The sequence below is a fragment of the Devosia sp. UYZn731 genome, from assembly GCF_040546795.1.
Classification (GTDB): domain Bacteria; phylum Pseudomonadota; class Alphaproteobacteria; order Rhizobiales; family Devosiaceae; genus Devosia.
Genome location: NZ_JBEPOL010000002.1, coordinates 198,903 through 217,712 on the forward strand (window position 1 = coordinate 198,903; position 18,810 = coordinate 217,712).

Below are 18,810 nucleotides of genomic sequence, written 5' to 3' on the forward strand. Positions count from 1 at the left end.
ATCTTTATATCATTCAAGCGCCAAAAGCCAGTGACGGCTCCTGCTTTGGCTTCGACACAATTGCCACCAAATCGTTTAACGCTTCGCTCGCCTTAACCGAACTGAAACCCAAAATCCGTTCCATACGCGCGGGGATGGCGAGCATGGGGTAATGTCCAGGCTCCAATAGTAAAGAGCGTATGACGTTGAGTACACCGACATCCCCCTGGCATAATGCCATTCGCCTTGTCGCCCTTACCGCATTGCTTGCGCCGATCCTGGCTGCCTGCGGTGGCGGGGGGCTTGGAGCCACCGTCAAGCGTGGCGCTTTCACGTCCGCCGAATTTGGCGTCAAGTCGTCACCCCGCGTCACCAATAATCCCAATCCGCCCAAGGGCGGCGGCCGCTATCAGGTCGGCAAGCCCTATACGGTGCGCGGCCAGGTCTATACCCCGACGGAAGATCCCAATTACCAGGCGGTCGGCGAGGCCTCGTGGTACGGCTCGGACTTTCACGGCCGCCGCACCGCTAATGGCGAAATCTTCTCGGCAAACGCCATCACCGGCGCCTCGCCCGTCCTGCCGTTGCCATCCTATGTGCGCGTCACCAATCGGGAAAACGGCCGCTCGCTGATCGTCCGCGTCAACGACCGTGGCCCCTATATGCCCGGTCGCGTCATGGACCTGTCGTTTCGTGCCGCCGAAATGCTGGGCTATGTGAACAATGGCCATGCCCAGATCGCCGTTCAATATGTCGGCCGCGCGCCGCTAGAAGGCGATGATACCCGCATGTTGATGGCCAGCTATGATGGCCCCTCCGATTACGGCCGCGGCAGCAATAGCGGCACGCGCATGGCCAGCAATGACGGCACCAACAGCGCCATGGACATGGCCGGCAATTTCTTCGGCAGCCTGTTCTCCTACGCCGATACCACGCCTGAAAAGCAGGACATCGCGATCGAAACCGCCCATGCGGCCGTCGACGCAATGGCGACCCGCTCGCCGGGGCTGCAGGATTGGGTCAACTCCACCGATCTCGACGCGCGGAACATCAAGCTCGGCCTTGGCGTATTCGCCGATCAGGACAAGGCGATCGAGCTGTCGGAACGCTTCGCTTTCCTTGGGGCGGTCGACGAGGACCAGGTCACCGTCAACGGTCGTCCGGCGACACGCCTCACTCTCACGCATTTGAAGCCCGGCGTAGCGCGTACCGATGCGCTTGATCTTGCCCGCGAACTTGGCCTCGACGATATTACCGTCTATTAATGCGTATAGGGCGGCTTGCGCCGCATCTGTGCGAGAAAATGATGGAATTGAGGACGATCGTGAAACGGCTTTTGTGGCTTGCCTTTGCGGTCTTTACCTTGACGACGCCGGTCTTTGCTCAGGCAGCGGCCGATTTTGACACCAAGGCCAAATACGCCATTCTGATGGACGAGGAGTCTGGCACCGTCATCTTTCAAAAGGATGCCGATACTGCCATGGAGCCGGCCAGCATGGCCAAGCTCATGACCATCGCCGTGGTGTTCAACGAAGTGCGTTCCGGCCGGGTCAAGCTGACCGACGAGTTCTTCGTGTCGGAAAACGCCTGGCGCACCGGCGGCGCCTCCTCGGGCGGCTCCACCATGTTCGCCGTCCTCAACTCCAAGATCAAGGTCGAAGACCTGATCCGTTCGGTGATCATCCAGTCTGGCAATGACGCAGCCATCGTGCTGGCCGAAGGCATTGCCGGCTCGGAACTCAGCTTCGCGGCGATGGAAAACGAGCTGGCCGGCACGATCGGGCTGGAAGACTCCCACTTCGTCAATCCAACCGGCCTGCCCGACCCTGACCAATACATGACCGCCCGCGATCTCGCCGTCGTCGCCCGCTATCTGATCCGTGAATTCCCCGAATATTATCACTACTTCTCCGAGCCCGAGATGGAGTGGAACAACATCAAGCAGCCCAACCGCAACGCGCTGGTCGAGCTTGGCATTGGCGTCGACGGCCTCAAAACCGGCCACACCCTTGCCGCCGGCTATGGTTCGGTGATCTCGACTGCCGATGGCGGTCGTCGCCTCATCGCCGTGCTGCACGGCATGAAATCCATGGCCGAGCGCACCGAGGAGGGCCGCAAGCTCATCACCTGGGGCGCTCGCGCTTTCGAGCGGGTCTCAGCATTCCCCGAGGGCCACATCATCGGCTACGCCAACGTCTATGGCGGCACCAGCGGCAGCGTTGGCCTCGTGGGTGACGGCGAGGTCGCGCTCTACCTGCCGCGCGGCTCGCGCAAATGCCTGCAGGCCAGCATCGTCTATACCGGCCCCCTGATGCCACCGGTGGAGCAGGGCACCAAGATTGCGGAATTGCGCGTGTTCTGCGATGACAAACTGGTGCAGACCGCGCCGCTGTTCGCCGCCGACACGGTGGAAGAGGGTGACATCGTGCGCAAGGCGACAGATGCGCTCAAGCAATTGGCGCTAGGCTGGCTCTAACAGGGAACGACATTACCGATGCTCGACACTTCCCAGGCCAGCCGCGCCCGTTTCATCACCTTTGAAGGTGGTGAAGGCGTTGGCAAATCGACCCAGGTCAAGCGCCTGCTGGCGAGCCTTGCCGAAACCTCGATTCAGGCTGTACGCACCCGCGAGCCGGGCGGCACACCCAAGGCTGAAGCGGTTCGCTCCTTCATTCTGCAAGGCCGTTCGGAAAGCTGGGGCGCCGGTGGCGAAGCGGTGCTGTTCGCCGCGGCTCGGCTAAACCATGTCAACGAGCTGATCGCGCCAAACCTGGCCGCCGGCAAATGGGTGATCTCGGACCGCTTCCACGATTCGACGCGCGCCTATCAGGGGCTCACCGGGGGCGTCGATGACAAGCTCATAGCTGCACTCGAATCCCTTGCGTTGGACGGCCACGCGCCTGACCTGACCATCGTGCTCGACATGGACCCGGAAATTGCCTTTCGTCGCGTTGCGCAGCGCGCCATCGAAGATGGCCTAGCCCTCACCGGTGACCGTTTCGAAAAAGAAGACATCGAGTGGCACAAGCGGCTGCGCGACAGCTTCCTGTCCATCGCCAAGGCCAATCCGAGCCGCTGCGTCGTCATCTCCGCCGATCAGGGCGAGGATGCGCTGGAAGGCGCGATCTGGGCTGTGGTCAGCGACAAATTCCCCGAATTGACGGGCAGGGCGCGCGCGTGACCGATCCCGATGGCCTGGAGGATGTGGCTGCGCCCGAGCAGCACCGCACGCTTTGGGGCCATGCCGCCGCCAAGGCGACAATTCTCGAACGCCTGAACAATCACCGGCTGCCCGGCGCCATCCTGCTGCATGGCCCGCAGGGCATCGGCAAGGCAACGCTGGCGTTCAATCTGACGCGCCTGATCTTCACCGCAACCGGCGACGAGGACGCCAACCGCGTCGACCAGCAGGTTGCCGCGCTGTCGCACCCAAACCTGGCTTTGCTGCGCCGCCGCCCCAAGGACGCCAAAGGCTATTACACCGTCATCCGCGTCGAGGACGTGCGCAACCTGCGCGAAGACCTGCACCAGACCCGCGGCCGTGCCGGCCACCGCATCGCGATCATCGACAGCATCGACGATTGCAATCCGTCAGCCGCCAATGCCTTGCTCAAGACCCTGGAAGAGCCGCCGGCCGACACGACGTTCTTTCTCATCTCCCATCGTCCGGGCCAATTGCTGCCTACTATCAAGTCCCGCTGCCACAGCCTCGCGCTGCGGCCGCTCGCCGATGCCGAGGTCCGCGCCGTGCTGGCCGAGCAACGTCCAGACCTGCCATCCGACCAGCTCGACCGCGCCGTTTCCCTTGCCGGTGGCCGGCCCCGCCGCGCCTTCGAAACGCTAACGCTGGAGGATGGCAGCGCGCTCGGCGCCCTGCAGGCCTGGTTTGCCGACCCCAATCGCCACCCAGCCGCCGTCCATATTCAATTGGCGGAGGCCTTAGGCGCCAATACCCAAAGCACCGAACTCTCCTTCGCCCGCGAAATGCTGACCGACTGGTTGGCCGCCGAGGCGCGAAACGCTGCCATCGCGCCCAATGGCCGCTATCGCCTTGCCTCGGCCAATGCGCTATGGGACAAGGCACAGGCCCTGCTTGCCGAGGCCGACAGCATCAACCTGGATATGAAGCAGACGCTCGTCGCCATTTTCGACGCGATCCGCAAGCATATCGAGACCACCACGCCAGTTTCCATCGAGCCCTGATGACCGCCAAACCCTTCTACGTCACGACCGCGATTTCCTACCCGAACGGCGCTCCCCATATCGGCCACGCCTATGAGATGATCGCCACCGACGCTATCGCCCGCTTCAAGCGGCTGGAAGGGCGCGAAGTCTATTTCCTGACTGGGACCGACGAGCACGGCATCAAAATGGTGCAGACTGCCGCGACCCAGGGCGTCACGCCGCGCGAACTGGCGGACCAGAACTCCGCTGAGTTCCGCCGCCTGGCCGAGACGCTCAACATCTCCAACAACGACTTCATCCGCACGACCGAACAGCGCCACCACGAGGCCAGCCAGGACATCTGGAAGAAGATGGCCGCCAACAATAATGGCGACATTTTCCAGTCCACCTATAAAGGCTGGTATTCGGTCCGCGACGAAGCCTATTTCGACGAAGACGAGCTGACTGAAAAGGACGGCAAGCGCTTCGCGCCGTCTGGTGCCGAGGTCAACTGGGTTGAAGAGCCGACCTATTTCTTCCGCCTGTCGGCCTATCAGCAGAAGCTGCTTGACCTCTACGAGGCCAATCCCGATTTCATCGCGCCCAAAGAGCGCCGCAACGAAATCATCTCCTTCGTCAAAGGCGGGCTGCAGGATCTGTCGATCTCGCGCACGACCTTTGATTGGGGCATCCCGGTGCCCGACGCGCCCGGCCACGTCATGTATGTCTGGGTTGATGCCCTGACCAATTACATCACCGGCGTCGGCTTTCCCGACATGAACAGCGAACTGTTCAAAAAGTTCTGGCCGGCTGACCTGCATGTCATCGGCAAGGACATCATCCGCTTCCACACGGTCTATTGGCCCGCCTTCCTGATGAGTGCCGGCATCGACGTGCAGCATCGCGTTTTCGCCCATGGCTTCCTGACCGTAGACGGGCAGAAGATGAGCAAGTCGCTCGGCAACGTGGTCGATCCTTTTGCGCTGGCTGAGGAATTCGGTATCGACCAGTTGCGCTATTTCCTGCTGCGCGAGGTTTCCTTTGGCCAAGATGGCGATTATAGCCGCGACAAGCTGGTCAACCGCGTCAACGCCGATCTCGCCAACAATCTGGGCAACCTGGCCCAGCGCTCGCTGTCGATGATCAATAAGAACCTCGACGGCAAGGTGCCCGAGCCTGGCGATGCCACGGCCGACGATCTGGCGCTGCTGGCGGAAGTCGACGAGGCCATCGCCGCCGCGCAAAAAGCCATGGACGGCCAACTGGTCCACGAGGCCGCCGGCGCCATCATTGCTGCGCTCAGCTCCGCCAACAACTACTTTGCCGCCCAGGAACCCTGGGCGCTGAAGAAGACCGATCTCGCCCGCATGGCCACCGTGCTCTACACGACCGCCGACACCGTGCGGCGCTTGACCATTCCGATGCTGGCCTTCGTGCCCCAGTCGGCTGCGATCTTGCTGGATCAACTGGCCGTGCCGGCCAACGAACGTCTGCTCAGTCATGCCCAGACCCCGAACCTGCTGCGCCCGGGCGCAGAGCTTCCAGTGCCGCAGGGTGTGTTCGCCCGCCTCGAGCGCAAGGCCGAATAGACCATGCTGATCGACAGTCATTGCCACCTGGATTTCGAGGCGCTTGCCGGCGATATCGACGGCGTTCTGGCCCGCGCCGCCGCTGCCGGGGTGACCGGAATGGTCACGATATCCACACTGGTGGATAACTTTTCCACATACGCCGCCATAGCGGAACGTTACACGAACGTCTGGTGCTCGGTTGGCACCCATCCGCACAATGCCGACAAGGAATTGCACATCCAAACCGACGATCTGGTGCGCCTAAGTACCCATCCACGCTGCGTTGCCATCGGCGAAGCCGGGCTCGACTACTTCTACGACAATGCCCCGCGCGAGGCCCAAGCCACAGGCCTGCGCCGTCACATCGCGGCCTCGCGGATAACCGGTCTTCCACTGGTTATCCACAGCCGCAAGTGCGACGACGACATGGCGGCGATCCTGACAGAAGAGACCGGGCAGGGGGCCTTCCCGTTCGTTCTGCACTGCTTCACCGCAGGCCAAGACCTGGCCCGCACCGCGCTCGATTTGGGTGGCTATATCTCGTTCTCTGGCATTATCACCTTCAAGAACGCCGAGGACATCCGCGAAGTCGCCAAGTTCGTGCCCGCCGACCGCTATCTTGTTGAAACCGACGCGCCTTATCTGGCGCCAATCCCGCATCGCGGGGAATCAAACGAGCCGAGTTTCGTGCGCTTCACCGCCGAAAAAGTCGCCGAAGTCCGCGGCCTGAGCCTTGAAGCATTGGGTGCGGAAACCACCGCCAACTTTGCCCGGCTCTTCGCCAAGACCGGGCTGGCGTGAACCCATGGCCGACGCGCAAAAGATCATTGCCACCGTGCTCGGCTGTGGCTCGTCTGGTGGCGTGCCGCGTATTGGCAATATCTGGGGCGATTGCGACCCGGCTGAGCCACGCAACCGCCGCCGCCGCTGCGCACTGCTGATCGAAGGCTGGACCGAAGGCGTCGCCGAGCCGACCCGCATCCTCATCGACTCCGGTTGCGATCTGCGCGAGCAATTGCTGGACGCCCAAGTCGATCGTATCGATGCAGTGCTCTATACCCACGAACACGCCGACCATACGCACGGCATCGACGACCTGCGCGTATTGGCGCTCAACAACCGCCAGCGCGTCGACGTCTATTTCACCCGCGAAGCCGGTGCCCGCATCCGCGAGGCCTTCGGCTACTGCTTCACGGCGCCGACCGGCAGCGACTATCCGCCCATCCTCAATGCCCACGAAATTGAGCCCGGCGCGGTCCTGTCGATCGATGGACCCGGTGGCGCCATTCGCGTCGACGCCTTCAGCCAAGTGCATGGCAACATTGAGTCTCTTGGCTTCCGCGTTGGCAATTTCGCCTATTCCTGCGACCTGTCGGCTATTCCCGCCAGCTCTGACGCCGCCGTATCTGGGCTGAGCCTCTGGATCGTCGACGCCTTGCGCCACGCGCCACATCCCAGCCATTTGAGCTTGCCGGAAACCCTGGACCTGATCGAGCGCTTCGCGCCAGGCGAAGCCGTGCTCACTAATATGCATATCGACCTGGACTACCGGACGCTGCAATCGACTTTGCCCGCCAATGTCGAGCCAGCCTTCGACGGCATGCGCATCGACGTCGTGGCAGGAACCATCATCAACCTCTGAGCCGACTTATCCTCGTGCCGCCGCACTGAGCTATGATTATGACACCATTGCCGCGAACACGAAATTGATACAAACCTCCATAGAATCATAGCCTTAGGTCAATCAAACAGTTCCATAATATATATTATGCGAATCACGTATGAGTGGGTCGACTGTTCGATTGATGTCGTTCACAATTCAATTTGGCACTAGCGAGTGTCCAATTTGGCACTGGCATCTATTCGCCTCCTCCCTTTGCCGCTACCACGTTGAGTTCCATGCAAGCCTCATCGTCGAATTAGTCCATTCCGCTAGGGATGGCGATCCTGGCCGATACCGGCGCTACCGTCTTCGTCACCGCCAATGCCATGCCCCTGTTCGACGCCAATTTGCCGATCGGCGGCCCCAGGAAACTGGAAGCCCATCATCGTGACCGTGTCGATCACTTCACAGGCGAGCTCAGCGACATGCCGCTGAAGCTGCTTTAGGTATGCCACGTCGATGGGGATCTCGAATTTTTCGATGCTCTTGTTGAAGAAGAACGGCACCGAGCGGCCGCGCGCATCCGGTGAATGCCAAGAGCCGTGGCAAATCACGTTGCGCAGGACCGCGGCTTCCTTCAGCGACGCGATCAGGTCCTCCGGATTCTGGATCGTCCGGCCGGGGTGTTGGCGCAGGTGCTTGCCGTAGACTTCAATGCGTTGGACAAGAGGAACGCTGATCCCCTGCTCCACCGTCTTCAGCCATTCCCGCAGTGCGACCTCCACCTCCTCTTCAGGAGCCTCCCGACCGCCCGTGATGGCGAAAATGGCCCGACCGAGCGTCTCCTCCAGGAAGCCAAAGGTTGCCACGGCGCGCCCCAGTGCCTCCCAAAATTCCGGCTTGTGTCGATGGGTCGGGTATTGCCCCGGCAGTTGGGCGATGTCGATACGACGTCTTGGAGCGACTTCACTCATTAATACCTCCTGGGCCCGTCGGCAGCGTATGAACGCGGGCTACCGATTTGGTTCGCAAACTACTGCAAGTGCTGGTCCCAAGCTACCGGAGCGCAGCGATATTAAGGATCAAAACGCCATACTACATATTTTACTACCAAAAACGATAGATGTATGTTATGTGGTAGAATATGATGGAGAACGAGCCATATTCACCGGAGCAAATACGTCACCTGAAAGAGGTGACCGACGCGTGGCGCGATCACGCCCCTCTCCTCCTCGAGCGGTATGATCTCGTCGGCGGCCTCCAGTGGAAAACGGTCGCCGGCAACGAGTATCTCTATCGATATCACCCAGACCCCATCACCAAAAAGAAGAAGTCCACATCCATGGGCCGGCGCAGCCCCGAAACGGAAGCCGCCTTCGCCCAGTTCAACGTGCGGCGCGAGGCCGTTTCCCATGCGCTTGCCGCCGGCGAGGCGGCTCTGGAAAGCCAGATGCGGGTCACCAAGGCTCTCCGGCTCGGACGGGTTCCGGTCGAGCTGGCCAGCGTCTTCCGTGTGTTGTGGAGCGCCCAGGTTTCGGACCATCTGATGCTGGTCAGCGATCATTCCGTATACGGATACGAGACCGTATTCCTGTCGAAAATCGACGCCGGCCTCACCGCCGATCTGCAATTCTGTGCGATGAGCGACGGCCTTCTGGAGGAAATCTTCCCCGCATTGGGAAGGGCCATCCTGGCCTCCGACAAGACGGCCGAGATCCAAGTCGTGGGCCGAGAAGTCCGCGTGTCCGGAAGGTTCGGCTCCATCTCGTTCACTTCGCCATCTAACTTGGTCGCGAGGTGGGCCCATCAGATCGACGCCACCGACAAGCAGGCGCAAACCCTCCTGGATCTATTGTCATGGGAGCCCCTGCCCGCCCTCACCCTGTCGCGCTCAGGTGAGCCGGCGCCCGTTCAAGTGCCGGATCCACGGGCCTTCGCCTTCATGAAGGCTCCGAAAGACGGGCCGAGCGCCGAACTCGGCTCCGCCATTGCCGTTCTGGCCGCCGAGACCGAACAGTATCAGTTTCCCGACGACGTTTTGGACGTCATGCCGAGCCTCACGGAAGCTTTAGGCCACCGCAGGTTCGGCGCTACGATTTAGCCGCGGGCTCGACAGTCCGCGCAGCTTTCCAGTCATCAGGCCGGCCTTCGGGCCGAAGGAGAACGTATGTCCGACCCACGGAACAGCGGCGCCTCGCCGTCAATTGACCAATGGATCGCCTCGCTCGCCGGCAAGTCCGCGTCCACCCGCGACTGTTACGCCCGCGATGTCCGACAGGTCGCCGAGGCGGTGGGGTACGAACTGGGCCGCAGCGCCGAGATGGGTGACATCCTCGCCATGGATGCCGCCCGCCTCCGGGAACTGGCGGAAAAATGGGCCAAGGCTGGTGACGCGCCCGCAACCATCCGCCGGCGCCTGGTCTCGTTGCGGCGCTATGCACGGTTCCTGGCTGCCGAATTCCAGCTGTCCGGTCCCCTGTTCTATTCGAACTTCCCCATCGTCGAGGTCACCGCCGCAGCTCCCGTTCCAGAGGACCATCTGCAGGCCCTCGTCATTGCCTCGGACAACCGCGATGCATGGACTTCGCTGCGCGATGACGCCATCCTCACCTTGATATCGGTTCGCGGGCTGACCACAGGCGAGCTCCAGCGACTGGATTGCCGACATCTGTCGGGCTCCTTTCTGCTGGTCCGGAAACCCTCTGGCGGGCTCCGGCTCATCGACCTGCCCAGCGAAGCCGTGGAGACCATCGCAACGTACCGCCAGCATTGCCCTTATCCGGTCAGGCCGGATGACGCGCTTTGGCTCAACAATCTCGGTGGCAGGATGTCGTCACGGTCCCTGCAGCTGATGCTTCGGCGGCGGCGGGCCATGGCAGGCCTTCCCCCTGGCGTCGTCGCCGGAGCGTTCCGAAAACGCCGAATTCTATCTCTCCTGGCGTCAGGCATTCAGATCGATCGAATAGCTGGCGAGATGGGAATTGGTCACGCCACAGTACTGGTCCATTTGCGGAAGGAATAACGCATCGGAAACCAATAACTAAGCAGCTAATCCTTCGCAGACCCGCTTCAGGGTATCGTTGAACCAGGTCGTTCCATTATCGGGCTGCTCACCGGCCCAAGAATTCTCCCGCAAAGGAGTATCGGATATGGCGCAGCAAAGCAGTCACTGGGAAAACGAGCGCATCGAAATCCTTGACGAGCGCTGGGAAACACTGGCGCCCGGCGTTGATCGTTTCCGTCTGCCGGGCAACGAACCGGTGCGCCGCATCATCACCGGACATCGCGCCGCCAAGGTCGGGGCATTCTGGAGCTGGAAAAACGGCGCACACGTCGCCCATGAATCCGCTGGCGAAGAATGGTGCGCCCGGATTTTCGAGGTTCACCCCCGAATTACCGCCTATTTCGGTCAGCCCGAGAAGATCCGGATCTTCGTAGAAGGGCAAAAGCGCCCCTTCATCTACACGCCGGACTTTCGGGTCATGTTCGGCTATAGCGAGCTTCTCCTAGAGTACAAGGTTTTCGAGGATATCGCTGCGCGCCCGCCGCAGGACCCGCGAGACCAGCCGGGCGTCGAGCGCTACCTCAAGGCCGCCAAAATGCGGCGTCGCCTGAGGCTCGTCCGCGAGGCGTACAGTCGTTGCGGCATACCCTGGCGTCTGATCACCGACCGCGATCTGGCGGCGCTGGCGAGCAAACGTACCGCGGACGAGATCATCGCCAATTGCGGTCGGCCGGCTACCTCCGAGGATATCGATCGCCTCGCCGCGTTCCTGTCGGCAATGACTAATCGGACGGCCTCGATGGCTGAATGTTGCGGACAGCTCCATGCCTCCGAATTTCCTCGCGGTGATGTGCTCGCGCGAATTCCCGAGCGCCTGTTGTCCATCGACCTGCATGCCCAAATCGACGACGACACCCCCGTTTCCCTCGTGGAGGCCGTGCCATGAACCAAATCGCCAAAGATCTTGCCGGCGGCCAGGGGCCCCTGCCACGTGCTATGTTCGATGATCTGATGGCCGATGACCTGAAGGTCGACGACATCGCCTTCATCGACGAAGTGGCCCACAAATTCCTGGCCAAAATTCCGCACGGCCCCCACGTTTTCTGGAATGGCGTCGAAAACCGCCAGGTCCAGTTCAGTACCACCGAGCTACTTAACCTGCAGGCCGAGCGGCTGTATTATCGCCCCGGTCGGGGTGCCCCTGCCTTCGCCAACGAGGGCGATGCCGATAACCATCGGGGCCGCATCAAGGTGGCGCTCAACGCCTTTCCGGTGGCCTGCCGGCGCAAGGCCAAGGCCAAATATCGCTATGTCGCCAAATTCTTCGAGAAACTGACCGCCAGCGGCGGCACATACGCCCGCAACAACGACAATGCCCTCGAAATCATCAGGGAAGTCGCTGCGGACGCCGCCGCAATCAATTCCCAGGCCTCCGCCGCGGAACGCATCGAGCTGCCCCGTAATGTCTCCGGCCGCACCGTCCTGCGTTGGATCGCCAAGGAAGAAGCATTGCAGCTGCAGGAGGCCGCACTCCTGCACGGAAACTCGATCACCCCCAGACCCCACACCATTCCGCTCAAGGTCTACGAGTTCATTGCCGAGGAAACCCGGCGCCTCGTTCAGGTGTCCCCGAAATTCGGCCCGACCAAGATCCGTATCCTGGTCAAGGCGCGGATCGAACAGCACAATGCCGAACACGGCACCAACCTGCCGATCCCCAGCCCGACCACCGTCCAGAACGAGTATCGTCGCTTCGACGCGTGGGTGCGCCTCGCCAAGGAAGGGGGCGTCGCCAAGGCGGACCTGGAGTTCGGGGCGATCGGGAAACTCCCCCGGCCAGAACGCGTTCTTGACCTTGTCGAGGTCGACCATCACAAATTCGACCTGCATCCCACAACCGGCGATCTGGGTCAGACAGACCTCGGGATCAGCCTCGCCAAGGGCGGCGTTGATCGCTTCTGGGTGTGCCTGGCCCTCGATGTCCATTCCGGCTACCCGCTCGGCTTTGCCATCACCTTCGAGCCAGGTGGCCTGATCCCGGCCGTCATGTGCATCGACCACGCCATCCGCCCCAAAACCTATGTCGGCGAGCGGTGGCCACACATTGATGGCGACCTGCTGGCCTTCGGCAAGCCGGTCAAGGTGCGCTACGACAATGCCAAGGAATTCGTGTCCCTGCAGCTCCAGCAAAACCTTGCCCGGATCGGCGTCGGTTTCGAACTCGCCATTCCGGCCAAGCCGAACAGCAAGCCGTATGTTGAACGCCATTTCGGCACCATCGAGCGCGACTTCGTTCACTGGCTCAAAGGATCGACCGGCGCCAATATTGCCGAGAAGGGCGACCGCAGGCCCCAAAAGGAAGCCGCCGTCAACCTCGACGACTTCCAGATGCTGTTTCATCAGTACCTGATCGAGTGCTACGCCAGGCGCCCTCAGGAGGGCCTCGACTGGGAAACCCCACAGGAGCGGTGGCTGCGTGGCGCCTCCAGCGCCTCCCATCGCCCACGCCCCCTCACCCCCTACGAGATGTCCCGATGGGACGTCGTCACCACCCTCGAGCTCGACCTCAATGCCACCGACGAAGGCATCAGGTGGAAGAACCTCTTCTTCCAGTCCCCCGAGGTGCAGGCGATCCGGCGCCACGCCGGTTTCCATGGTAAGCGCGTCAAATCCCCGACGCCCGTGCGCGTGCGCATCCCGCTGCTCGATGTCGGCCGCGCCTATGTCGCCATCCCCGCCGGCACCCCGGGCTTTGCGCCGGATCATCCCGGGGAGGTTCTCGCCTTTGCCACCAACCCCCATGCAGCCGGCCGCACGTTCTGGCAGCACCAGGCCGTGTGCGATGTCCTGCGCCGGCTCAAACGCAACGCCCTCAACCACAAGGACTACGAGATCGCCTTCCTGCGCCTCTTCCGGAACGCGATGATCGCCATGGGCGCCGATGCCGATGGCGCCGGCGGCAAAGTCATCCTGACCGGTGGACAGGCGCCCCGCTTTGCCGGCGTCTTCCTCGGCGGCGCCGCTAAGCCTGCCTTCGCCAAAACCGCCGAAACCATTCAGCGATACGACCTCCTGGCCGAATTCGAGGCCGCCGACGGTGAAGTGGGCGACAACGCCGGCATACCGGACGAGCCGCCTGTCGCTCCCGCCGCTTCTCCTGAAGCGGCCGAAGACGACTGGGAGAGCGGCCCCATCGACGACGAGGAGTAACTTCATGACCACCGACGAAAGCGACAGCGATGCCGGACCGGAGGTTGAGCCCACGAAGGCCGAAATGGCGCTCTGGGACCTCGATCGGCGCCTCAAGCGCATCCAGCAGATTTATCTCCTGCATCCGGGCGCCAAACGCGTCATGCAGCAGCTCGATTTCGCCTGGGACCACGGCCTGCGCCTGCGCGAGGCCAGCACCGCCTTTATCATGGGGAACAGTCGCTGCGGAAAAACCGAGACCCTCAAGCAATTCATCCGCCGCAAGACCGGCAAGCCGTTCCCCAACGATGTTGGCACCAACTCCATGTTTATCGAGGGCAAGAACAGCCGCATCGTCTTCCTCGACTGCACCAACGGCGCCACGCCCCTCCAGGCCTCGATGTCCGTCCTCAAGAACCTGTTCCAGTTCCACCTGAAAATTACCGAGAACGAGGCCAGCGAAAAGCTCATCCACCACTTCGGGATGAACCAGGTCGACATGTTCATCATCGACGAGGGACAGAAGATGATTGGCACGGGTGCGGCAGCCAATTCCTTCGCCAACTGGATATTGTCGATGGAGAACGCCAGCAGATTCAGGATCGTCGTCGCCGGTGGTCCAGAGCTCAAGCAACTGATGGACAGCCATCCTACCATCAGGGATCGCAAGGACAGCTTCGTCGAGCTCGAACCCTTTGCCCACCGAAGCGCGGCCGATCGGGCGAGGTTTCGAACGTTCCTGCGCAATTTCGACCTGAAAATGCCGTTCCTCTCCACACCCCTCGTGGACCCGACCTTGGACGATGCGATCTACTACGCCACGCGGGGCCGGCCGGGAACGCTCGCCAAACTTCTCGAGAAAGCGACGATGTTCGCATTCGAAAAGGCCCTGCCGAAGGTTCTAGGCAAAGAGCATCTCTCGCGTGCTTTCGCCCTCTCCTTCTCCCAGGAGAGCCGGATGTTCGGAGTGAACCCCTTCGAGCACAGTGGAGCCCTCCCCACGATCCCCCGCAGCCTGGCTGAGGAAATGTCTTACGTCACGGCCGTGCCGCCGCTCCGGCGATCGCCCCGTCGCCGGGGAAGCCGGCTCGCGAACCTGGCATGACCGACGAGTTCCTCCAGCCATGGCGGCGGCCGGCCCCGCTCCACCCCGACGAACACCTCAACTCAATGGTCGTGCGAATGGCGCGATATGGCGGGATGTCGGTCAGCGATTTCAGGGTCAAATACCTGGCCCGCAAGCCCGGCCTCGATGTCGCCTACGACCCTAGGGCAATCCGCAGGCTGTCGGTGATCGCCGGGCATGACCTGGATGCCCTCCTGGCCAATTCCTTGTTGCCGCGTCCCGATCGCGCCACCGCCGAGCAAACGCCTTGGAAGCGCGTGGCGCCGGGCATGCTTGCCTCCGACGGTGCCGAGCCTTACGCGCGGCGAGCATGGTCCTTCCGGGCATTCCCATGCGATCTGGACACGAGCGAGGTCCTGCTCAAGCACTGCCCCCGCTGCCGGAGCGTTCTGCGCTGGGACGCCGTCCGAATTGAAATATGCGCCACATGCGGCTTCGATCTGAGGAACCATCCCCCCAGCTATTGGCCAAGCCATGAAGTCGCCGATATGCGCACGATCGCCCGAGGCATGGGATATGGCCTATTGGGGGCAGTTCCCGATGCCCCGATCGAGCTCCCTGCCCCCTTTGATGTCCTGACGCCCGACGAGAAACTCGAGGCCTTGGCCTGGTGCGCTCAATTGCGTGGCCTCATCGATCGTTCCGGTACGGAGGGTTCGCAGAAAACCGCTTATCTTGGATTGCCGATAGCGCGCTCATGGCCAGATCCCTTGCACCAAATTGCGGACCTGCTCACGAGACAAGTCAAAGCGGATTTCTATGGGGCCTTCGGCACTCTGCTCCATCACATCCGGCATAAGCGGCCATGCAGCTTGAACGACGCGGTGGTATTGGAGGCCTCCAAAGCCCTGGACATCGCAAGGAAGACAAATAGCCGGCCCGCTTCGGCCACCTTTCCACGCCAATACCTCTCATTGCAGGTCAGGAGGGCCCCGCAGCCACAACTCCGAAAAGCATAGGTAATCGGGCTCGCTCTGAGCATGAGGCGAGCTCCCTGGAGGACTTTATGCGAGCTGTCATCATGGTGATCGCTGCCACGTTGTATGCGGCGCCAGCATTAGGCTGTGACCTGGTGCCCGGATACACGCCCCCAACATTGGAAGAGCTCGTTAAGCCCGCCAAAACGGCGTTCTTTGGAACCGTTGTCGCCTTGAGGATGAGCAATGGTGAGATCACAACAGATCTTCCTCCAGAGTGCGGGGAACGAGATCCGGATGCTCCTTGCTGGCAAGGCTTTTGGGAGCGATTGGCCGCGTATCATGACAACACGGTCACTGCACTGGCGAACGTGGACGATGCTCTCCGCGGCACCGAAACGAACCAATGGTTTGAGTTGCCAGCAGGCGAGGACAACAGTTGTGGCGAACGTCTCTACATTGGGCAAAAAGTGCTCGTGGTAGATGGACAGGTTCGATCCTACGCCCATTGAACCTGTGCACAGGCGCCGACTCATCAGTCAGACCAAGCTCGAAACCGCAGGTTTCGCAGCGGGCAGCTTTCTTCGGGGTCTCCGAAATGGGGCCCACTACCGCCATCGAGTCAGCCACAAATCGCCGCATGGCATAAATGGGGTGGTTTCCCGACTGTCGGCTTTCGGGGATGTTCATGGACGAAGCGGACTTCATATCAGGTCGGCACGCCACAACTTGACGCGTCATGATCCGGTAGGCTTCCAGGGTACAGCTTCGATTTCAGTTCCTGCAGGTAACTCGCTGTCGTCAATCATGGGCTCGATCCAATAGCTATCGAACCGGCCGCCAGTGATCGTAGAAAGCCAACTTTTGTCCGCCCTATGCGAAGAGCTGGTGCCATCCGGCCTATGGAGCGTGAGACAAAATGCGCCATGCTTGGGCTCGGTGTAGCCAGCTAGTGTGATTATAGTTGCCGACACAACCGTGGATCCGACTTCTGGACGTGAGACGTGGAGTCTCGGATTTTGGTTGACGTGGATAACCGGGAGACGATTTGGCATCGACTTATCGGCTCCGCGTCACAGATTTGCCGATCGTAACGAGTATGCCGAGAACGATGCCGAACAGGGCCACCATCAGCCCATGAGTAATCGCTTCCCCTGAAGTGGCCGAGCCGAGATAACGCTTCGCCATCCACGGAGAGTCGGGGTTCCACGCTACGAAAACGCCCATCCCAGCCCGCAGGACGCCCACAATTAGTGCGAGCCAAGCAACAACATTACCAACCCACAGAAACATCCTATTGCCCCCAAACCCTGTATTGATCTTAAACAAAAAAAAGGGCGTTGGTCCACGGCAGCTTTTGGGAAGCATCTGACACACCCGCAATAGCAGGAAAGGGGTCGGCAACAGACAGCCAAGTTCGTGGTGAATTCCAGAAACTGCACCGTTTGTAAGCACCCAGCTTAAGGTCGCACGTCAAAGCCGCTGCCAGAAGTGACCTACCTTGGGTCGACGTCAGAAAATGCAGGCGGAGGTTCAGGCGCCGAAATCGTGATCGCAGGTAGCCAAACCGGGCCGTGATGGCTTAGCCTCAAGTCACTTCAAACAAGCACCTGGTAAACAGATGAGACGGCGCTTCATGCTAACAGGGTGCTTTGCGCTCTCGGCCACGTCGGTTGTTCGAGCCGGGGGACCGAACGAAGCCACGTTCGAGGGCTCCATAATCTTCGACCGAGAAATGGACTTTCAATCCCACACCAGTCTAATCGTCAGCGTCTTCTACCCTTTTTTAGAGCATGGCGATATATTGGCTGGCGATCGGGCCTCCATCCCTAACTCCCGCAATCCTTGGGGTTTTACACTTCAAGTGAACTCTCCACGCGAAGCCCTCGATACCGACCTCGGATTTTCTGCCCAGGTCCGCAGCAATGACAAGCTCTTATTTGCTGGCGGCGCTGTCATAAATGGCATCAGCGCAGCCTCCAAACCAATCCGTCTGGCGCTAGCTTATCAGTTGCCCGAATAGCGTTACGCTATCTCAAGCTTCAGCAGCTTGCTGCCCTCGCGATTGAGGCTGGCAGCATTTCCACACAACTTTCCTGTCCACTCCCACACACGCATCTGGAGTGTGGCTCGTTAGATAGTCGGTGTCCGCTTACAGGTAATGACGAGGTTTGCCCAAATGACTGAAATGGGGTCGCGAACAGCTAGGCAGTAGCGCGCCCCATTCCAGCCGTTCAGGCCGCGGCTACTTTCGGAAAGCCGTCATTCGGTGGACCGACCGCGACAGTCGATTGCGAGGCAGCAGGGCGCCGTCAGTTGATGATTTCGGCTCGGTCGTCTGAGAGCAGCGCGGTCAGTCGTTCTCTCCACATCTCCAGTGCCTCGGGCGTCAATCTGGTCCAATCCGTGATTTCGCCAATGACCTTGAGCGGTGTGCTGCTGCGATACGACCGAGGAGGATTTCCGGGAAATTTCTTGTCAGTCACGTTTGGATCGTTCTCGAATGTTCCGGTCGGCTCCACAACATAAACACGCGGGACCGAGGCGCCTCCAGCGAGTTCGGCCGCGATTTCAGCGGCAAACCCGGCACCGTCAAGAGTGGCTGTGAAGTAGATGTGGTTCATCACCACGTCACGGCGATAGTTCGACCGATAGCCTGCGGTGAGGAGATCACCCACACGTAAATCCGCGATTGCGCCGTGAAAGAATGGTGGTTCGTCCAGCAATTCCGTCATACCGATCGTCCTAACAGTAAGAGTCTGCTTGTAGTCGGTGGCGTAAGCGCCGCAAATGACAGCAATGGGGTGGTAGGCCGAACGTCTGCTTGCGAGCGAGCCTGAAGCATAGCGGGCATCAGCCGTTAGGATGTCGCGCTGCCTGATTTATCGTGAGAGTTGAGACTCATTCATAATCCAAAGGCGCCTCGCCCAGAAAAGCTCTCATGTCAAGTTCGCGGGCTGGACCTATAATTTCGATTTCTAGCCTTAAATCGTCGGCAAGAAATTCCGTGGGTACCCATACACCGACAAAATAGCTCGTAGTTGAATCGAATGATTCCATGCTTCCAACGGCGATTTGAAGGTTCACACGCAGTGCGGTTTTGCCGGATATCAGGATCGTTGCATCGTAGAGGTGATCAGGCTCAATTTCTGGCGGAGGGGTCCTTGAATCAAGCGAAAGTACTGACCATTTGCCTGCCGTTTTCATGAGCGATTTTGGACGTTCTTTGGGAATATTGATTGTAAGCACGCGCGAGT

Annotated in this window: 18 protein-coding genes; 15 read left to right on the forward strand and 3 right to left on the reverse strand. The window is 60.7% G+C overall.

Going from position 1 to position 18,810, the window contains the following annotated elements; translation table 11 throughout:
* The first annotated feature begins 179 nt into the window (after positions 1 to 179).
* The 7 genes from ABIB57_RS05380 to ABIB57_RS05410 are packed head-to-tail and all read left to right on the forward strand — an operon-like array spanning position 180 to position 7,356.
* The gene (locus tag ABIB57_RS05380; RefSeq protein WP_354039025.1) at positions 180 to 1,244 is read left to right on the forward strand and encodes a septal ring lytic transglycosylase RlpA family protein; all 1,065 of its coding nucleotides are present in this window, start codon (positions 180 to 182) and stop codon (positions 1,242 to 1,244) included.
* A gap of 59 nt (positions 1,245 to 1,303) precedes the next feature.
* Positions 1,304 to 2,455 carry a D-alanyl-D-alanine carboxypeptidase family protein gene (locus ABIB57_RS05385; RefSeq protein WP_354039027.1) on the forward strand — a complete coding sequence of 384 codons (1,152 nt, stop codon included), beginning with the start codon at positions 1,304 to 1,306 and terminating at the stop codon, positions 2,453 to 2,455.
* A gap of 18 nt (positions 2,456 to 2,473) precedes the next feature.
* Positions 2,474 to 3,160: a dTMP kinase gene (gene tmk, locus ABIB57_RS05390; RefSeq protein ID WP_354039028.1), complete on the forward strand. Its 687-nt coding sequence runs from the start codon at positions 2,474 to 2,476 to the stop codon at positions 3,158 to 3,160.
* Entirely contained in the window at positions 3,157 to 4,182 is a 1,026-nt protein-coding gene (locus ABIB57_RS05395) for a DNA polymerase III delta subunit-related protein (protein WP_354039030.1), read from the forward strand. The genes tmk and ABIB57_RS05395 overlap by 4 nt, the downstream gene beginning before the upstream one ends.
* Positions 4,182 to 5,732, forward strand: coding sequence for a methionine--tRNA ligase (gene metG / locus ABIB57_RS05400; protein ID WP_354039032.1), 1,551 nt, complete (start codon positions 4,182 to 4,184; stop codon positions 5,730 to 5,732). Before ABIB57_RS05395 ends, metG begins: the two co-directional genes overlap by 1 nt.
* A 3-nt stretch (positions 5,733 to 5,735) precedes the next feature.
* Entirely contained in the window at positions 5,736 to 6,515 is a 780-nt protein-coding gene (locus tag ABIB57_RS05405) for a TatD family hydrolase (protein ID WP_354039034.1), read from the forward strand.
* A gap of 4 nt (positions 6,516 to 6,519) precedes the next feature.
* The gene (locus ABIB57_RS05410; protein ID WP_354039036.1) at positions 6,520 to 7,356 is read left to right on the forward strand and encodes an MBL fold metallo-hydrolase; all 837 of its coding nucleotides are present in this window, start codon (positions 6,520 to 6,522) and stop codon (positions 7,354 to 7,356) included.
* Positions 7,357 to 7,646: 290 nt separating this feature from the next.
* Here the strand turns inward: ABIB57_RS05410 and ABIB57_RS05415 are convergent, their stop codons facing one another.
* Entirely contained in the window at positions 7,647 to 8,291 is a 645-nt protein-coding gene (locus ABIB57_RS05415; protein ID WP_354039038.1) for a hypothetical protein, read from the reverse strand.
* A gap of 170 nt (positions 8,292 to 8,461) precedes the next feature.
* Here ABIB57_RS05415 and ABIB57_RS05420 point away from each other — a divergent pair, with 170 nt between their 5' ends.
* From ABIB57_RS05420 to ABIB57_RS05455, 8 genes are all read left to right on the forward strand, one after another.
* On the forward strand, positions 8,462 to 9,418 hold the full coding sequence (locus ABIB57_RS05420; protein WP_354039040.1) for a nucleotidyltransferase family protein: 957 nt from the start codon (positions 8,462 to 8,464) through the stop codon (positions 9,416 to 9,418).
* A 66-nt stretch (positions 9,419 to 9,484) separates the two neighbouring features.
* On the forward strand, positions 9,485 to 10,339 hold the full coding sequence (locus ABIB57_RS05425) for a site-specific integrase (protein ID WP_354039042.1): 855 nt from the start codon (positions 9,485 to 9,487) through the stop codon (positions 10,337 to 10,339).
* Positions 10,340 to 10,466: 127 nt separating this feature from the next.
* Complete coding sequence (locus ABIB57_RS05430; protein ID WP_354039044.1) at positions 10,467 to 11,267, forward strand: hypothetical protein; 801 nt, start codon at positions 10,467 to 10,469, stop codon at positions 11,265 to 11,267.
* Complete coding sequence (locus ABIB57_RS05435) at positions 11,264 to 13,531, forward strand: TnsB C-terminal domain-containing protein (protein WP_354039045.1); 2,268 nt, start codon at positions 11,264 to 11,266, stop codon at positions 13,529 to 13,531. Before ABIB57_RS05430 ends, ABIB57_RS05435 begins: the two co-directional genes overlap by 4 nt.
* A 4-nt stretch (positions 13,532 to 13,535) precedes the next feature.
* The gene (locus ABIB57_RS05440; protein ID WP_354039047.1) at positions 13,536 to 14,615 is read left to right on the forward strand and encodes a TniB family NTP-binding protein; all 1,080 of its coding nucleotides are present in this window, start codon (positions 13,536 to 13,538) and stop codon (positions 14,613 to 14,615) included.
* Positions 14,612 to 15,595, forward strand: coding sequence for a TniQ family protein (locus ABIB57_RS05445; protein WP_354039049.1), 984 nt, complete (start codon positions 14,612 to 14,614; stop codon positions 15,593 to 15,595). Before ABIB57_RS05440 ends, ABIB57_RS05445 begins: the two co-directional genes overlap by 4 nt.
* A 47-nt stretch (positions 15,596 to 15,642) precedes the next feature.
* Complete coding sequence (locus ABIB57_RS05450; RefSeq protein WP_354039051.1) at positions 15,643 to 16,065, forward strand: hypothetical protein; 423 nt, start codon at positions 15,643 to 15,645, stop codon at positions 16,063 to 16,065.
* A gap of 1,223 nt (positions 16,066 to 17,288) precedes the next feature.
* Complete coding sequence (locus ABIB57_RS05455) at positions 17,289 to 17,576, forward strand: hypothetical protein (RefSeq protein WP_354039052.1); 288 nt, start codon at positions 17,289 to 17,291, stop codon at positions 17,574 to 17,576.
* A gap of 289 nt (positions 17,577 to 17,865) precedes the next feature.
* Here the strand turns inward: ABIB57_RS05455 and arr are convergent, their stop codons facing one another.
* The gene (gene arr, locus ABIB57_RS05460; protein WP_354039053.1) at positions 17,866 to 18,288 is read right to left on the reverse strand and encodes an NAD(+)--rifampin ADP-ribosyltransferase; all 423 of its coding nucleotides are present in this window, start codon (positions 18,286 to 18,288) and stop codon (positions 17,866 to 17,868) included.
* 166 nt (positions 18,289 to 18,454) lie between these two features.
* Positions 18,455 to 18,802 (reverse strand): hypothetical protein, encoded by a 348-nt coding sequence (locus ABIB57_RS05465; RefSeq protein WP_354039055.1) that lies wholly within the window; start codon positions 18,800 to 18,802, stop codon positions 18,455 to 18,457.
* Between the last annotated feature and the right edge of the window lie 8 nt (positions 18,803 to 18,810).

Bases quoted from the DNA above. Each gene is read 5' to 3' on its own strand.
- ABIB57_RS05440 (WP_354039047.1), top strand. From the start codon at position 13,536: ATGACCACCGACGAAAGCGACAGCGATGCCGGACCGGAGGTTGAGCCC.
- ABIB57_RS05425 (WP_354039042.1), top strand. From the start codon at position 9,485: ATGTCCGACCCACGGAACAGCGGCGCCTCGCCGTCAATTGACCAATGG.
- tmk (WP_354039028.1), top strand. From the start codon at position 2,474: ATGCTCGACACTTCCCAGGCCAGCCGCGCCCGTTTCATCACCTTTGAA.
- ABIB57_RS05405 (WP_354039034.1), top strand. From the start codon at position 5,736: ATGCTGATCGACAGTCATTGCCACCTGGATTTCGAGGCGCTTGCCGGC.
- metG (WP_354039032.1), top strand. From the start codon at position 4,182: ATGACCGCCAAACCCTTCTACGTCACGACCGCGATTTCCTACCCGAAC.
- ABIB57_RS05415 (WP_354039038.1), bottom strand. From the start codon at position 8,291: ATGAGTGAAGTCGCTCCAAGACGTCGTATCGACATCGCCCAACTGCCG.
- ABIB57_RS05435 (WP_354039045.1), top strand. From the start codon at position 11,264: ATGAACCAAATCGCCAAAGATCTTGCCGGCGGCCAGGGGCCCCTGCCA.
- arr (WP_354039053.1), bottom strand. From the start codon at position 18,288: ATGACGGAATTGCTGGACGAACCACCATTCTTTCACGGCGCAATCGCG.
- ABIB57_RS05410 (WP_354039036.1), top strand. From the start codon at position 6,520: ATGGCCGACGCGCAAAAGATCATTGCCACCGTGCTCGGCTGTGGCTCG.
- ABIB57_RS05450 (WP_354039051.1), top strand. From the start codon at position 15,643: ATGCGAGCTGTCATCATGGTGATCGCTGCCACGTTGTATGCGGCGCCA.
- ABIB57_RS05380 (WP_354039025.1), top strand. From the start codon at position 180: ATGACGTTGAGTACACCGACATCCCCCTGGCATAATGCCATTCGCCTT.
- ABIB57_RS05445 (WP_354039049.1), top strand. From the start codon at position 14,612: ATGACCGACGAGTTCCTCCAGCCATGGCGGCGGCCGGCCCCGCTCCAC.
- ABIB57_RS05455 (WP_354039052.1), top strand. From the start codon at position 17,289: ATGGACTTTCAATCCCACACCAGTCTAATCGTCAGCGTCTTCTACCCT.
- ABIB57_RS05420 (WP_354039040.1), top strand. From the start codon at position 8,462: ATGATGGAGAACGAGCCATATTCACCGGAGCAAATACGTCACCTGAAA.
- ABIB57_RS05430 (WP_354039044.1), top strand. From the start codon at position 10,467: ATGGCGCAGCAAAGCAGTCACTGGGAAAACGAGCGCATCGAAATCCTT.